This is a genomic window from Vibrio anguillarum, assembly GCF_001989995.2.
Classification (GTDB): Bacteria; Pseudomonadota; Gammaproteobacteria; order Enterobacterales; family Vibrionaceae; genus Vibrio; species Vibrio anguillarum.
In genome coordinates this window covers 1-14,983 of record NZ_JAHGUP010000055.1, presented here as the reverse complement: position 1 = coordinate 14,983, position 14,983 = coordinate 1, and the positions used below count along the sequence as shown (strand labels likewise).

The 14,983-nt window shown below is 45.3% G+C and carries 14 protein-coding genes and 1 riboswitch; of the genes, 3 read left to right on the top strand and 11 right to left on the bottom strand.

The window, feature by feature from the left end; translation table 11 throughout:
* Positions 1 to 131: 131 nt before the first annotated feature.
* Positions 132 to 944: a hypothetical protein gene (locus PL85_RS13780; protein WP_115339651.1), complete on the top strand. Its 813-nt coding sequence runs from the start codon at positions 132 to 134 to the stop codon at positions 942 to 944.
* A 127-nt stretch (positions 945 to 1,071) separates the two neighbouring features.
* On the opposite strand, the gene udp is transcribed toward PL85_RS13780, so the two are convergent.
* The 3 genes from udp to PL85_RS13765 all read right to left on the bottom strand — a co-directional run bounded on the left by udp (position 1,072) and on the right by PL85_RS13765 (position 5,162).
* Complete coding sequence (gene udp / locus PL85_RS13775) at positions 1,072 to 1,830, bottom strand: uridine phosphorylase (RefSeq protein ID WP_010320675.1); 759 nt, start codon at positions 1,828 to 1,830, stop codon at positions 1,072 to 1,074.
* A 334-nt stretch (positions 1,831 to 2,164) separates the two neighbouring features.
* On the bottom strand, positions 2,165 to 4,459 hold the full coding sequence (locus tag PL85_RS13770; protein WP_147288188.1) for a zinc/cadmium/mercury/lead-transporting ATPase: 2,295 nt from the start codon (positions 4,457 to 4,459) through the stop codon (positions 2,165 to 2,167).
* Positions 4,460 to 4,745: 286 nt separating this feature from the next.
* Positions 4,746 to 5,162, bottom strand: a complete 417-nt coding sequence (locus PL85_RS13765; protein ID WP_013857256.1) for a CBS domain-containing protein — start codon at positions 5,160 to 5,162, stop codon at positions 4,746 to 4,748.
* 274 nt (positions 5,163 to 5,436) lie between these two features.
* Here PL85_RS13765 and PL85_RS13760 point away from each other — a divergent pair, with 274 nt between their 5' ends.
* Positions 5,437 to 6,402 (top strand): sensor domain-containing diguanylate cyclase, encoded by a 966-nt coding sequence (locus PL85_RS13760; protein WP_115339649.1) that lies wholly within the window; start codon positions 5,437 to 5,439, stop codon positions 6,400 to 6,402.
* On the opposite strand, the gene moaE is transcribed toward PL85_RS13760, so the two are convergent.
* The 5 genes from moaE to moaA form a co-directional block, all read right to left on the bottom strand.
* Entirely contained in the window at positions 6,399 to 6,869 is a 471-nt protein-coding gene (gene moaE, locus PL85_RS13755) for a molybdopterin synthase catalytic subunit MoaE (RefSeq protein WP_038148363.1), read from the bottom strand. The two genes, PL85_RS13760 and moaE, sit on opposite strands and share 4 nt — an antisense overlap.
* Positions 6,870 to 6,871: 2 nt before the next feature.
* Positions 6,872 to 7,117, bottom strand: coding sequence for a molybdopterin synthase sulfur carrier subunit (gene moaD, locus PL85_RS13750; protein ID WP_096036504.1), 246 nt, complete (start codon positions 7,115 to 7,117; stop codon positions 6,872 to 6,874).
* A complete protein-coding gene (gene moaC / locus PL85_RS13745) occupies positions 7,110 to 7,610 on the bottom strand; it encodes a cyclic pyranopterin monophosphate synthase MoaC (protein ID WP_010320681.1) in 501 nt (166 codons plus the stop codon). Before moaC ends, moaD begins: the two co-directional genes overlap by 8 nt.
* Positions 7,611 to 7,620: 10 nt before the next feature.
* Entirely contained in the window at positions 7,621 to 8,133 is a 513-nt protein-coding gene (moaB, locus tag PL85_RS13740) for a molybdenum cofactor biosynthesis protein B (RefSeq protein ID WP_010320682.1), read from the bottom strand.
* Between the two features lie 77 nt (positions 8,134 to 8,210).
* Entirely contained in the window at positions 8,211 to 9,200 is a 990-nt protein-coding gene (gene moaA, locus PL85_RS13735) for a GTP 3',8-cyclase MoaA (protein ID WP_026027309.1), read from the bottom strand.
* Positions 9,189 to 9,332, bottom strand: a riboswitch (molybdenum cofactor riboswitch). Its footprint overlaps the gene before it by 12 nt.
* Before the next feature lie 179 nt (positions 9,333 to 9,511).
* Between moaA and PL85_RS13730 the strand changes: the two genes are divergently transcribed.
* On the top strand, positions 9,512 to 10,402 hold the full coding sequence (locus PL85_RS13730) for a YvcK family protein (RefSeq protein ID WP_013857260.1): 891 nt from the start codon (positions 9,512 to 9,514) through the stop codon (positions 10,400 to 10,402).
* On the opposite strand, the gene luxU is transcribed toward PL85_RS13730, so the two are convergent.
* From luxU to uvrB, 3 genes are all read right to left on the bottom strand, one after another.
* On the bottom strand, positions 10,399 to 10,737 hold the full coding sequence (gene luxU, locus PL85_RS13725; RefSeq protein WP_013857261.1) for a quorum-sensing phosphorelay protein LuxU: 339 nt from the start codon (positions 10,735 to 10,737) through the stop codon (positions 10,399 to 10,401). The two genes, PL85_RS13730 and luxU, sit on opposite strands and share 4 nt — an antisense overlap.
* A 4-nt stretch (positions 10,738 to 10,741) precedes the next feature.
* Complete coding sequence (luxO, locus tag PL85_RS13720; protein WP_026027308.1) at positions 10,742 to 12,148, bottom strand: quorum-sensing sigma-54 dependent transcriptional regulator LuxO; 1,407 nt, start codon at positions 12,146 to 12,148, stop codon at positions 10,742 to 10,744.
* Positions 12,149 to 12,389: 241 nt separating this feature from the next.
* The gene (gene uvrB, locus PL85_RS13715; RefSeq protein WP_115339910.1) at positions 12,390 to 14,420 is read right to left on the bottom strand and encodes an excinuclease ABC subunit UvrB; all 2,031 of its coding nucleotides are present in this window, start codon (positions 14,418 to 14,420) and stop codon (positions 12,390 to 12,392) included.
* Between the last annotated feature and the right edge of the window lie 563 nt (positions 14,421 to 14,983).

Genomic DNA, 14,983 nt, shown 5'->3' with positions numbered 1-14,983 from the left:
CACTTTTAGTTCAAAATGCACCAATAAGATGCATCACTTCAACGCAAAAATACATAAACAATTGAATTTAAACAAATAAAAAACTGGCATTAACCCTGCTAACTCTAGATTGGTATAACATTAACAAGGAGTTGGTTATGTTTGTTTTTATCTCAATGCTTATCTCTATCGGTATATTGTGGCTGATGTTTTATCTGGCAAAACAGCGTGAATCCACATTACAACGTAAATATCAACTGCTGATCGACCTTCGCCAGCTACTGTTTTTATGCCGTCAGCACCGTAACATTACCCATCAAACACTAGCCTCTGGTCAAAGACGCGACACTGAGTTGAATGAATTGCAAGATACGCTATACGAAAAAAGTAATCACTTAATTGCTATCGCACACTTTGATAACAAACCAATGTACCGTGTGCTACAAATTAAGCTTAAAGCACTCATGAAGGAGTGGCCAGAGCACTCTGTGGCTCGTAACCAAATGATGCATGGTAAAATAATTCGTCACTGTATGTTCTTAATGGATGAGGTGATACTGGCTTGGTTGGTGGAATCCAACCGCGAAGATCTCAGCGATGAATACCATATTAATTGGCAACAGGTCATTGATGCGATGGACGCGCTAACTCAGTTACGCATCAGCATTGATGAAATGGATACTCAAGATGGCCGCATACGCTTGCAGCATTATAGTGAGGTTGTCAGGCGTAGGATGAATCAACTCGCCTTAATCAGCCCTTTAACGGTAGCTTCGCCAAGCTGCTCAGCCGCGCTACATAGCCTGAGCGAACTGCATGATCATCCTGCCTTTCAAATAGAAGCTGGCGCGATGTACCAAATCACTTCGGATATTTCACTCAGCATCTCTCACGTTTACGACCAGATGCTCAGCGACTTAACCGAGAGCTTGTACATTCCATTGCCTAAATTGGCGATTGCTTAGTGAGTAATTATTTAGCTGGTGACTGTTTGACTGGTGATTATTTAGAAAGTAAAAAGGCCACTTTATTCAAAAGTGGCCTAATCACTCACCGTGTACATAGATACATCAGTGTAAATTCAGAACTCAATTACAGCATTTTACGCGCCGCTTCGACAACCACTTTGATTGAACGAGCCTCGGTCTCTTTGAGTGTCGCGTGATCTGGGATCTCTTTTTGAGTACGGTTGATGATCACACCAGCCACACAACCTGCTTTCAAACCTGAGCTCGCACACATGGTTAGCAAAGTGGCGGATTCCATCTCAAAGTTCAATACGCCCATGTCTTGCCACTCTTTCATTGAGCCTTGGAAACGACGCACAACACGACCAGTGAAGGTGTCATAACGCTCTTGGCCTGGGTAGAAAGTATCACTTGATGCGGTAACGCCCATGTGCACGGTTGCACCACTTTCAACTACAGCCGCTTTCATTGCAGTGGCGACATCGAAATCAGCCACAGCAGGGAATTCCATTGGCGCAAAGTGCAAACTTGCACCGTCAAGGCGAACCGAACCTGTGCTGACAATCATATCACCCACATTGACATGAGGTTGGATTGCACCAGTAGTACCTACGCGTAGGAAAGTACGCACGCCAAGTTGAGCAAGCTCTTCAACCGCAATAGACGTAGAAGGACCACCGATACCAGTAGAACAAACAACGACTGGCTTACCGTCTAACTCTGCGCGGTACACAGTGTATTCACGGTGGCTAGCAAGAAAGACTGGATTTTCCATCTCTTCAGCGATTTTTTGTACGCGGGCTGGATCCCCAGGGATAATGGCCAAAGTAGCACCATTCAGATCGGCTTCGGTAACACCTAGATGGAAAACGGCTTGAGACATAAGTGACTCCTTATTGCGGCTTGTTCAGCTCATAGATATACATCGGGTATGCAGCTACTCTAGCGGACCACGCACCAACAAAGAGTGATCAAATTCACAATGAATGACGCAATGTAACGAACACATTCTCATAAAAACGGTTTGCATCACAAAAAACAGCAAGATTGATGAAATAACACCCAACCCTAAAAGATGATTTCCAACACTGCATAACAAAATACAAGCGCAATATCGACGCATTTCACACTATTACCACAATAGGGTGCAAACCCAACAGGCATGAGAGATAACGACCCGCCATGCCTTGCTAAGCTTTTTGGTTTTTAGTCTCGGACTATTTTTTAAATTTCAATAGACGCAACGCATTGAGCGTCACTAACGCGGTAGCTCCACTATCGGCCAGCACCGCCACCCATAAGCCCGTAATACCGAGTAAACTCGTGACTAAAAAGATACTTTTTAAGCCTAGCGCTAGCGTGACATTCTGGCGAATATTGGCGAGGGTTGCTTGTGATAGCTCGATCATGGTGGCGAGCTCGACCAATCGATTATGAGTAATTGCCGCATCAGCCGTTTCCAACGCAACATCGGTACCCCCCCCCATCGCAATACCAATGCTGGCCGCTTTCATTGCTGGTGCATCATTAATGCCATCCCCGACCATCGCCACTTGTTTTTGTTGCGCCAACTGTTGAATGTATTCCACTTTATCTTGCGGTAATAAACTGGCTTTGAAATCTATCCCTAATTGAGCACTCATCGTCGCAGCGCTTCTAGGGTTATCGCCAGTGAGCATAATAGTGTCGATCCCCAAACGGCGCAGTGCTTCAATGGCGGCTTTGGCATCTTCACGCAAGGTATCTTGCCATGCGATTAAACCGACAATGTTCTCTTGCTCAAAAACCACCACCACTGTTTTGCCTTGCATCTCTAGCGCTTCCACTTGCGCGCTAAATGCATCAGAAAACGGAACATTCGCTTTGCTTGGCGCTAATACGCGCAGTGATTTCCCCTCCACAACCCCCGAAACCCCACTGCCAACTAACGCTCGCTTCTCTATCGCTTCTGGAATGGGCAAAGCCATCGCTTGCACTTTTTTCACTAAAGAGGTTGCCAGAGGATGGCTCGAGCCCATTTCAACCGCTGCGACATAGCGCAACAATTGCTCTTCATCCCAGCCATTGAACGCAACCACATCCGTAACTTCCGGTTTACCTTTGGTCAAAGTACCCGTTTTATCAAAAGCAATACTCTCTATTTTTCCAAGCTGTTCGAGCGCCGCGCCCCCTTTGATCAGTGCACCACGACGCGCCGCTGCGGCAAGGCCAGAAGTAATGGCCGCCGGAGTTGAGATAACCAACGCACATGGACAAGCAATCAGCAGTAAGGCTAAGCCACGGTAAACCCATGTTTCCCATGGCTGCGCAAACAGTGTCGGCGGTATCACAACCACGGCTAATGAAACCAACATCATTAATGGGGTATACCAACGACTAAATTTATCAAGAAAACGTTCTAACGGCGCTTTGCGAGATTCCGCTTCTTCAATCAGATGTAAAATACGGTCAATCGCGTTTTCACCCTGTTTGGACGTGATGGTGAAACGCACCACCTGATCCGCGACCACTGCACCCGCCATGATACTGTCACCTTGATAACGTTCGACAGGCAGTGATTCGCCCGTTAACGCGCTCTCATCAAAACTAGCCGACGCTTCGTGCAATTGGCCATCCGCAGGTAGCCGAGAGCCGGGAGAAACTTCCACTACATCCCCCGGTTTTAGCTCATGTGCTGCCACCGTGATGCGTTCTCCTGCCACAATTTTTGTTGCCGTTTCAGGCACCAGTGCCATTAGAGCTTGCACGCCGCTGCGCGCTTTGGAAGCGGCAAAAGCTTCTAGCCGTTCTCCGATGAGGAAGAGTAATAGCACCATCGCCGCTTCAACCGTTTCACCAAGATAGAGCGCTCCGAGCGCCGCAACGCTCATTAAGGTTTCAATCGCAAAGGGTGTGCCTGAGCGTGCCAGTTGAATCGCTTTTTTGCCGATAGGATACAAACCGGCAAGACAGGTCAAAATGAACATCCCATCGCTGATTTGAGGGAAATAAGGCTGCACAATAGCGGCGAGTATCATAGCGCCAGCAATGGAGAGGATCTGCGCGTTCTGTTTTATGACCGACTTCCAGTCACTATGAATGGGGGCAGAAACTGGATTAGCCGCATCAATGCGGTGAGCCGTAAAACCCGCGTTACGAACCGCTTGCTCTATTTCAAGCGCTGCCTCTTCGGTATTAAACTTGACCACCAATTTTTCAGTGGCAAACAGCACTTTGGCGTCGATCACATTACCCACTTTTTTAAGTGCCGTTTCAACCTTACGTGCGCAAGATGGGCAATCCATCCCTTCAATTTTCCAGCTTTGGTTAAACTGTGTTTTAACGGATGTGAGCTGCGCGGGTTCATCATCAGGATCATTGGTTGCGCACTCTCGTGACCCGCAACACCCCTCTTCATTTGAATCAACGCCTGCCGCCCTAATCGCGGTAATTTTAAGACTAGAGCATGACACCGCCTGCGGGTTTGCCATGCTATTTTTTGTAGTACTGCAAGCTTCATGTTTTGTGCACATAGGATTCTCCTTCTCTGATGCACAAAGCTTAAACCTTAGAGTCAACTCCAAGGTCAAGCGCATTTTTATCAAACCTGCACTTAACGCACATTCACTTTGATTAGATGGAAAAGAGGTGCACTGCACCTCTAGAATTTTATTTATTACTGCTGATATACCCAAACAACTTGGAGTTGCAGGTAGGCGGCAAGTGAGTGAGTCCCCATGAGCATAGGCAAACTATGTGATTGGGGTGAACGAACGTAGCCAACACCGCTGCAGCTTCAAGTAGGAAGGGGATAGTTTGCTATGTTGGTTTTTTAAAACAATGCGTTAAGTTTTTCCCTAATGCTCTCAGTACATCTCTGCGCGTAATAATGCCAACCAATTTACCTTGATCGATCACAGGATAAACTTTCGGTTTTCCTACTTTCATCATGTCAGCAAGCTCAATAATAGAAGTGTCTGATGAAACGGACAGCACTTCAGGGTGCATGCAGTCACGGACTAAATGGGTGTCTTCACAGAAATAACTCACCTTCACCAATTTATCGAGCAAATCCTGCTCTGATAGAAAGCCAATCACTTGTTCTTGGTCGTTAATAACAGGACCACCAAGATGCTCCGAACGCATCACTTTTTCTAAAGCCGCAGTCATTGGCATGTCCGGTTTGAAGGTGATGGCTTGTAATGTCATATAGTCTTTAACTATTAGCGATTGCATATCTGTCTCCTTGGTTGCAACGGTATGCTGCCTTAAGTTAAGTGTTGACTAATTTCACCGTTTTGCTAAATGGAAAAAATCGATTTTGCTCATCGGCACAAACTATCGATATTACAAATAGTTAATTTTTATCAAGGGTAAATGGCAAAATCTTTTATCAAAACGTCTCATTTTTGAATCAAACAACACGTGAAGAACACGATGTCTCGCAAGATTTTACAGTTAATATCATTTATATCTTAAACATTGACCGTTGTATTAATAAGGACTGGGCATGGTGAATTCGCCACTGTTTTCCGAGATTATAGAAAACCCAGCACTGATGCGCAGCTTGTTGGAGTCATTACCCGAACCCACTTTTCTGATTAACCGCGATGGCATATATGTGGAGGCCTTAGGAGGCACGGATCGCAGCCGACACCACGACCCAAGGGTTCTCATTGGCCTCAATCTATACCAGGTATTACCCGAAAAAAAAGCCGCTTGGTTTCATCAAATTATCCAAGAAGTCATTGATAACGGACAAATGCGAGAGTTTGAATACGATCTCGACCTAAGGGTGATAGCTCAATTTAAAGGCAGCTCTGGCCCTATCGATATTCAGTTTTTTAACGCATTGGTCATCCCGCTGAAAAATACTGAGTACGTGCTATGGATTGTGAGAAATATTACCGCTTATAAGCGCACGTTAGAGCGGCTTTCTATACACCAACTTGAGTTAGAAAAACTGACCAATGTGGATCATTTAACTCAGGTCTATAACCGTTATGCGATGGACTCATTGCTGCCCAAAGCGTTAGATAAGATCAAGCGTGAGCAAAGTAGTGCTGCAATTTTCATGATCGACTTAGATTGCTTCAAAGAATATAACGACCACTATGGCCATGTGAATGGCGATACTGTGTTGCGCAAGATAGCGAGCACTCTGCAGCATTGGAAACGTAAAGATGACCTCTGCTTTCGCTATGGAGGAGATGAATTTCTACTGTTTATTGCGGATATTGATATTAAACAGTGCGAGCAAAAAGCATTGCAACTACTTAATGAAGTGAGAGAGCTGCAAATCCCTCACCGCTATTCTCATGTCTCATTATATGTATCGATTACTATCGGCATCCAATATTGCGAACAGATACCGACTGGCATGATGCCAGAACAGTTTGTATCAACGGCCGATAAAGCGCTGTTTCACGCGAAGAATCAACAGCGCGGAACTATTCATATACTACACAAGGCTTAGTCGATGGTGTGATGATTAGCCCAACGCTGCGCGGCTTGGGCATCTGAATCTCGAGACTCCACCCAGCGTGTTTGTTCGGTGGTGCGCTCTTTCTTCCAAAACGGTGCTTTGGCTTTAAGGTAATCCATAACGAATTCGCACGCCTCAAAAGCCGCACCACGATGTGAGCTCGACACGCCCACAAACACGATTTGATCGCCAATATCTAAATCACCGATTCGGTGGATCACACGGATTTTTTGCACTGGCCATCGTGCCTGCGCCTGATCACAAATATCACTCAAGGCTTTTTCTGTCATTCCCGGATAATGCTCAAGCGTTAAGCCAATAACATTATCACCTAAATTCATATCACGAACTTTGCCAATAAAGGTAACCACAGCGCCAGCGGAAGTACCTTGCGACAAATCACGGTATTCTGCGTCTACCGAGAAATCTGATATTTGAACGGAAATACGGCTATCCATCACTAGCCTCCAGTTACTGGAGGAAAAAAAGCCACTTCATCACCATCACTTAACGGGTAATCAAAGGCAACGATAGTTTGATTGACTGCCACCAGCAGTTTTCCCGGTTGCAAGGCTAAATCCCATTTCCCAGGCTGCGAGGCTAAGTGGCTACGCAGCGCTTCAACCGTAGCAAACTGTGCCTTGAGTTGAATGTTGTCTTGGCCGATCAACTCACGAGTTTGAGCAAAAAAGAGGACATTAATCATGCGTGACCTTTTGTTGTGGCTGAGCGCTAAAGTAACCAGATTTTCCGCCGCTTTTTTCAAGTAAGCGCACTTGTTCAATCACGATATCTTTTTGTACTGCTTTACACATGTCGTAAATGGTTAACGCCGCCACCGATGCCGCGGTTAAGGCTTCCATTTCAACCCCTGTTTTACCGGTTAATTTACACAATGATTCAATTCGAACTTTGCTTTGTGCTTCGATGGCTTCAAGCTGCACTTCTACTTTAGTAAGCAGCAATGGGTGGCACAGTGGGATTAAATCCCACGTTTTCTTCGCCGCTTGAATGCCCGCAATTCTTGCGGTGGCAAACACATCACCTTTGTGGTGTTGCCCAGAAAGGATCAGTTGCAGCGTTTGTGGTGACATCTTCACAAAGGCTTCCGCACGTGCTTCACGTACGGTTTCAGCCTTGGCAGAGACATCGACCATATTGGCTTCGCCTGAGGCATTAATATGAGTAAATTCGCTCATTGAAACCCCGTTAAACCGAAAGATGTGGCATAAAGTTGCATGGGCGATGGCTGGCATCTAACTGCTGTTTGATGATTTTTGTCCAACCGGTTTTGCACGCTCCTGTTGAACCTGGCATGGCAAAAATAACCGTATGGTTGGCAAAACCTGCAATGGCACGAGACTGAATGGTTGAAGTGCCAATTTCATCGTAAGAGACCAATCGGAACAGCTCGCCAAAACCTTCAACTTCTTTATCAAACAAGGGCTTTAATGCCTCTGGTGTGCTGTCGCGTGAGGTAAAACCCGTTCCGCCCGTGATCAGCACGGCTTGCACGTTTTCATCCGCGATCCACTGAGAAACAATCGCGCGAATTTTATACTGATCATCAATAACAATCTGCTTATCGGCCAGAATGTGTCCCGCTTGTTGAAGTTGCTCAGCTAAGTAACCGCCTGAAGTATCGTTTTCTTCAGTACGAGTATCGGAAACCGTCAGTACGGCAATATGTGCTGGTTGAAATGCGCTTTCTGCGTGACCCATGTGTTCACCTACTGTTCAAATGTGTACCAACATCACCCGCTAAACAATAGCCAGTGACAAAAAGAATTTAGCCGCCATTAGCCGCCAATGGAGGCGAGATTAGGTGTCATACCCGTATTGCCATCTTGTAAAAAATGGCTGACCGACTTGGTCTGTAATTGCGCTTGAATGCGCTCAATTAAGGCTTGCTGTTGATTATCTTGAGCGAGCAGATCGCGCAATTCAACGCCTTGCTCACCGAAAAGGCACAGGTGTAACTTCCCCTTTGCCGAAACACGTAAGCGGTTGCAGCTATGGCAAAAGTTTTTCTCATACGGCATGATAAGGCCGATTTCACCTTGGTAATCGGCATGAACAAATACTTGCGCTGGCCCATCATTGTGAGCTCGGGTTTTCAGCACCCAACCATTGGCAATCAGTTGATTACGAATGGCAACACCTGAAATATGGTGACGCTCAAACAGCGAGTCCATTTCACCAGTTTGCATTAGTTCAATAAAACGAAGTTGAATAGGGCGATGTTTAATCCAACCTAAAAAAGCAGGTAACTGCTGATGATTAAGGTCTTTTAGCAGCACAACGTTGACTTTAACTTGCTGGTAACCGACTTCAAAAGCGCGATCAATCCCCGCCATCACTTGCGTAAATTTGTTTTCACCCGTGATTTGGTGGAACATTCTTGGATCAAGACTATCGACACTGACATTGATATGCGTTAACCCGGCCGATTGCCAACCTTCTACTTGTTTGGCCATACGGTAACCGTTGGTGGTGGTCGCCACTTTCTCTATACCAGCGGTATTCGCCACACAAGCAATAATGTCGTTAAAGTCTTTACGCAAAGTCGGCTCCCCCCCTGTGATGCGTACTTTCGACGTACCACAGTCGGCAAAGGCTCGCACGACGCGTTGTATTTCAGGAAGGGTTAAAAAAGACGAGTTTTTCTGCCCCGAAGGTTGATAACCATCAGGCAGGCAATATGTGCATTTAAAGTTACAGACATCTGTAACAGATAAACGTAAATAATAAAATTTACGTTGGAATCTATCTTCGAACTGTTGCGCCACGGAACACCTTTCCAAATACGGGAGGCATAATCATTTCCAATTATGCCCTTGTGGTATTAGACCACTGGCTTAACCACCCTATCTCACAAAAATGAGACTTAGCCAGTTAAGCTCGGAGCTATGGCAGCCGTTGAGGTAGTATAATTAACTATCTCTACAGCAGCTGATAAGTAAAATACTTAATATTAGTAAGTGATTCTACCCTTATCGTAAAAAAAAAGAGTCCATTACCCAATTTACCTCCTAATGAGTATGGGTTGTGAACAAGCTGATTTAAATTGTAGTTAATTATTAAAAAATAAGAAGAACAGATGACTCTATACACTTCAAAGAAAGTCGTCGCCATTGGCGGAGGACATGGGCTTGGACGCATGCTAGCGGCGTTAAAAGATTTTGGCTCGAATGCGACAGGGATTGTAACCACCACAGATAACGGCGGTTCCACTGGGCGCATTCGCCACTGCCAAGGTGGCATTGCATGGGGCGATACACGTAACTGTATCAACCAGTTGATCACTGAGCCTTCCATCAGTTCGATGATGTTTGAATATCGCTTTAAAGGTGCGGGAGAACTCAATGGTCATAACCTCGGTAATTTGATGCTGACTGCATTAGATAACCTATCTGTGCGCCCTTTAGACGCAATCAACTTGATCCGCAACATGCTCAAAGTCGATGTTAATATTTTACCTATGTCAGAGCATCCTTCTGATCTTAGTGCACTTTCTATGGATGGTCACTGGGTCACGGGTGAAACGAACGTGGATGAGATGACGGAAGATTTAAGGCGCTTAGATTTATCACCTGAAGTGCCAGCAACCAAAGAAGCCATACTCGCCATCAGTGCAGCAGACTGCATCATCCTTGGCCCGGGAAGCTTTCTCACCAGTGTGATGCCACCACTACTGCTGCCCGAAATTGGCAATGCCATTGAGCAAAACGTAAAAGCAAAGCTGATTTTTGTTGAGAACTTGTCTCCCGAGCAAGGACCTGCTGGTCGCATGTCGCTACGGCAGAAATTGGAATGGTGTGAGCGCGCCTGCCACGCACGAAAAATCGATGTGGTGATCGGCGATACACCACATCCGGAGCTGGCTGAACACTGGCATTGTGTCACTACAGAGCTAGCATCATCCAATCGTGACTGGCGGCACGACCGAGTTAAACTTCAAAAAGCCATTGAGAATCAACTCACAAGCTAATCCATCAAGTGGCAATAGCAACGATGCGTCTCTTCGATAAGAGCGCGCATCGCCGCCACTTCTTCAGCCTCATCAAAAATGCAGTTTGCCTTTCCTTTGCTATCGATATCCACCGCTTTAGCGCACAGTTTATCCGCACCAAAGCTGGCGGCACTGCTTTTTAGAGCATGGCTGATGTCTTTTAAATATTCGATTTTATCCGGCAGATTTTGATCAGCTAGCTTCTGTGTATAGGCGCTCAGCTCGCTGAGAAAAATATCGAGCAATATTGGCACATTCTCTTCTCCAATTTCTTGGGCCAAATGCGCAATTTTGTTTTTATTGATCAGTTCCATATCTCTATGAGTTCTCTCTACTGTTCCACGCTTGAAGCTTGCGGTAGATAGTTGAAGGGCTAACGTCTAAATAACTGGCTGCTTTAGGAATATTACCATCACACGCTTCTATCGCTTGTTCGATGGCTTGTTTTTCCGTCATCCATAAAGGAAAAATATCGTGCACGGTTATATTTTCCTTGCGCGTTTCCGTCGTTAGGTTTGCTAATCGAATTTTGTTATCCACGACTTGATTTAGCGGTGGGGGTAACATGCTCAGTTCGATCTCGTTGCCGTGGTTCAATACCACCACATTCCGCAACACGTTTTGCAGTTGACGCACATTACCCGGCCATTCATAGCGCGTAAAACGCTCCACAACCTCTGGCGCTAAGCGGACAAAACCTTTGCCTTCTTCTTTAGACATAAAGCCGAGTAAAGAGTAAGCAATTTCAATAACGTCATCGCCTCGCTCGCGTAGCGGTGGTAAATGCAATGGGATCACATAAAGACGATAGTACAAATCTTCACGAAAACGACCCTCTTGTACCTCTTTCCATGGATCGCGGTTGGTAGCGCAGACAAAACGAACATCGACACTTTTCATCTTCGATGAGCCCACTTTCTGGAATGTGCCCGTTTGGATAAAGCGCAACAGCTTGGTCTGCAAATCCAAATCCATTTCACACAGTTCATCCAAAAACAGTGTGCCGCCATCAGCCAACTCGGCTGCGCCTTGGCGATCGGTCGCTGCGCCAGTAAATGCGCCTTTCACGTGGCCAAAGAGTTCACTCTCGATTAAGTCTTTAGGAATTGCGGCGCAGTTAATCGCAATGAAGGGTTTATCGCCACGTTTACTGGCCGCATGAATCGCTTCTGCGCACACCTCTTTACCCGTGCCACTTTCGCCAGTAATAAAAATACTGGCTTTACTGGAGGCCGCTGAGTCAATGGTTCGATAGACTGATTGCATGGTTTGACTGCTGCCGATAAAACCTTGGTAGTTCTGGTTACCTGGGTTACCAGCCTCATTTTTTAGTTTGCTAGCTTTACGTATGGCGTTGTTAACCGTGACGCGCAAGCGGTCTGCTTCACAAGGTTTGATCAAGAAATCTTGGGCACCGTGACGCATCGCTTCCACGGCGGTATCAATGGAACCATGAGCGGTCATGAATATCACAGGCACATTGGGGTATTGATTTCTCACAGCATGTAAAACGTCCATGCCCGTCATATCGGGTAATCGAAGATCCAGCAATATGAGGTCCGGCTCTCGGTGAGCTAAACTCTCTATCGCATCACGACCTGTACCAACAATATTGATATCGATTTCAAGGGGGGTGAGGTATGAACGATACAGCGCCGCAACGGAAGCCGTATCTTCCACCATCAAAAGATATTTAGCCTTTTGTAGAGAAAAGTCAGGTTGCATATTCTAGCCATTATTATTTTGCACTTTGCCTTAACTATTGCATTAAGGTTCGCATTTTGCAAAATAAAATAACAAAAAGGCACTAATTCGTTAGTTAATAGCCCTTTTTGCATAAAATTAATTGGCACGATATGTGCTCTATTCAATATGACCCTTAGGGGTCACCTAGCCAACTGACGTTGTTAGTGAATAAAGTGTTCACAAATAACAGCCAATAGACCTTTTTCTATTGGCTATTTTTTTAACTGTTGGTAATGAACTGCTGACGCAGTTTTTCAATTTGGTCACGCTTTTCGGCAGCCAATTCAAATTCTAGGTTTTGTGCGTGTTTGTACATTAACCCTTCTAGTTTGGCGATCTCTTTTTCCAGTTGTAGCGGCGTGAATATTTCATAAGTTTGCGAGCTTTCTGCCACCTTAGACAAAGGTACTTGTTTGCTCATCCTCTGCTGCTTGGACTTAGTAATATCACCTAACTCCATAATATCTTTGATATTACGTTTCAGCGCCTGAGGTGTTATCCCTTGTTCTTCATTATGTGCTTGCTGCTTTTCACGGCGACGATCGGTCTCATCCATCGCTTTCTTCATTGAGTTAGTAATGCGGTCAGCATAGAGAATCGCTTTGCCTTCAATGTTACGTGCCGCACGGCCAATGGTCTGAATTAATGAACGTTCTGAACGTAGAAAGCCTTCTTTATCCGCATCAAGAATTGCGACGAGAGAGACTTCAGGCATATCCAAACCTTCACGCAGTAAGTTAATACCCACTAACACATCAAACTCGCCTAGGCGAAGGTCGCGAATAATCTCAACCCGCTCAACAGTATCAATATCTGAGTGCAGATATCTGACCTTAACCCCATGTTCATGAAGATACTCAGTTAAGTCTTCAGCCATGCGTTTAGTCAATGTCGTGATCAGCACACGTTCATCTTTCGCTGAGCGAATGCGGATCTCTGACAACACATCATCCACTTGTGTTGCAACTGGTCGTACTTCCAGCACGGGGTCCAGTAATCCGGTTGGGCGCACCACTTGATCCACAATTTGTCCGGCTGATTTTTCTAGCTCATAGTTGCCCGGGGTAGCAGAAACAAAAATCGTCTGCGGCGCAAGTGATTCGAACTCTTCAAACTTTAATGGACGGTTATCTAAAGCGGAAGGCAACCGGAAACCAAACTCCACTAACGTTTCTTTGCGTGAACGATCGCCTTTGAACATCGCGCCAATTTGCGGCACGGTTACGTGTGATTCGTCGATAATCAATAAACCGTCATGCGGTAGATAGTCAAACAGGGTCGGAGGCGGCTCTCCCTCTTTTCGCCCACTGAGATAACGAGAATAGTTTTCAATACCTGAACAAAAACCGAGCTCATTCATCATTTCAATATCAAATTGAGTACGCTGCGATATGCGCTGCTCTTCGAGTAGCTTATTGTTTTCCAACAGATAAGCTTGGCGAGTTCGTAGCTCCTCTTTGATGTGCTCTATCGCATCGACAATACGCTCTCTTGGCGTAACATAGTGCGTTTTAGGATAGATGGTATAGCGAGGAAGATCTCGCTGAATCATTGCGCCCGTCAATGGGTCAAACAAACTGATGCAATCCACCTCATCATCGAACATTTCAACACGCACGGCCGCATAATCCGATTCCGCAGGAAAGATATCGATCACCTCTCCACGAACTCTAAATTGACCACGTTCAAACGCCATATCGTTACGTGTGTATTGGAGCTCGGCTAAACGGCGGATAATGTCGCGCTGATCCATCACATCACCACGGCGAACATGCAGCATCATTTTCAGATAAGAATCAGGATCACCCAAACCGTAAATCGCCGATACAGAAGCCACAATAATCGCATCTTTACGCTCAAGCAGCGCTTTAGTCGCGGAGAGTCGCATTTGTTCTATGTGTGAGTTAATCGAGGAATCTTTTTCTATAAATGTGTCCGTGGTCGGTACATACGCCTCTGGCTGATAGTAGTCGTAATAAGAGACGAAATACTCAACCGCATTATTGGGGAAAAATGACTTCATCTCACCATACAGCTGGGCTGCGAGCGTTTTATTCGGTGCCAACAAGATAACCGGACGCTGCGCCTTGGCGATCACATTAGCCAAGGTGAATGTTTTCCCTGAACCCGTCACACCCAATAAGGTTTGATGAGCAAGACCTGCATCTAGCCCATCAAACAATTGCTTGATCGCCGTAGGTTGATCGCCTGACGGTTGATAACCCGATACCAATTCAAACGTTTTGCTCATAATGCCGTTGTCCTCTATAACTGAATAGGCATTCTCGCTGTTAGCCATGTTTTGTTGCAAGTAATTGTTCAAAATAGTTGCGTCGTAAATCACCCCTGTTTTGAAAAAATGCTAGTTTCTTCTCCATACGTTTGCTACCATCTTCGGCCTGATTCGTAAAAAACCACTCCTAACTTTCAAAAATAATCCACTTGTTTTCCCCAAAATTTCAAAATGACTCCCTTTTTCTCATCGCCATTCATTTTCATTTCTTATTGATAATTTCAGTTGATAAATCAAAAAATAAAATAAAAAACATAGTGTTATATAAAAAATAAACTCAACAAATGAGTAGAGTAATAACTCAACATTCATTGATGAAACGAATTGCTCAGGATTCGTCAACACACTTATCCACAATTTTGGTGGATAACTAAACCTAGCCTAATGCCGATAAGGGGTACAGAAAAGTAAAGTATTTTCAGGGAAATATTTTTACTTTTTCTTAGGCTGGAAAGGTTGACACTGAACACCCCACTCGCTACCATTCGCACCGCTCAAAGCAATTCCCCCTTAGTTCAGTC

Coding starts and splice junctions, on each gene's coding strand:
- udp (WP_010320675.1), bottom strand. CDS start 1,830: ATGTCTCAAGCCGTTTTCCATCTAGGTGTTACCGAAGCCGATCTGAAT.
- PL85_RS13770 (WP_147288188.1), bottom strand. CDS start 4,459: ATGTGCACAAAACATGAAGCTTGCAGTACTACAAAAAATAGCATGGCA.
- PL85_RS13765 (WP_013857256.1), bottom strand. CDS start 5,162: ATGCAATCGCTAATAGTTAAAGACTATATGACATTACAAGCCATCACC.
- PL85_RS13760 (WP_115339649.1), top strand. CDS start 5,437: ATGGTGAATTCGCCACTGTTTTCCGAGATTATAGAAAACCCAGCACTG.
- moaE (WP_038148363.1), bottom strand. CDS start 6,869: ATGGATAGCCGTATTTCCGTTCAAATATCAGATTTCTCGGTAGACGCA.
- moaD (WP_096036504.1), bottom strand. CDS start 7,117: ATGATTAATGTCCTCTTTTTTGCTCAAACTCGTGAGTTGATCGGCCAA.
- moaC (WP_010320681.1), bottom strand. CDS start 7,610: ATGAGCGAATTTACTCATATTAATGCCTCAGGCGAAGCCAATATGGTC.
- moaB (WP_010320682.1), bottom strand. CDS start 8,133: ATGGGTCACGCAGAAAGCGCATTTCAACCAGCACATATTGCCGTACTG.
- PL85_RS13730 (WP_013857260.1), top strand. CDS start 9,512: ATGACTCTATACACTTCAAAGAAAGTCGTCGCCATTGGCGGAGGACAT.
- luxU (WP_013857261.1), bottom strand. CDS start 10,737: ATGGAACTGATCAATAAAAACAAAATTGCGCATTTGGCCCAAGAAATT.
- luxO (WP_026027308.1), bottom strand. CDS start 12,148: ATGCAACCTGACTTTTCTCTACAAAAGGCTAAATATCTTTTGATGGTG.
- uvrB (WP_115339910.1), bottom strand. CDS start 14,420: ATGAGCAAAACGTTTGAATTGGTATCGGGTTATCAACCGTCAGGCGAT.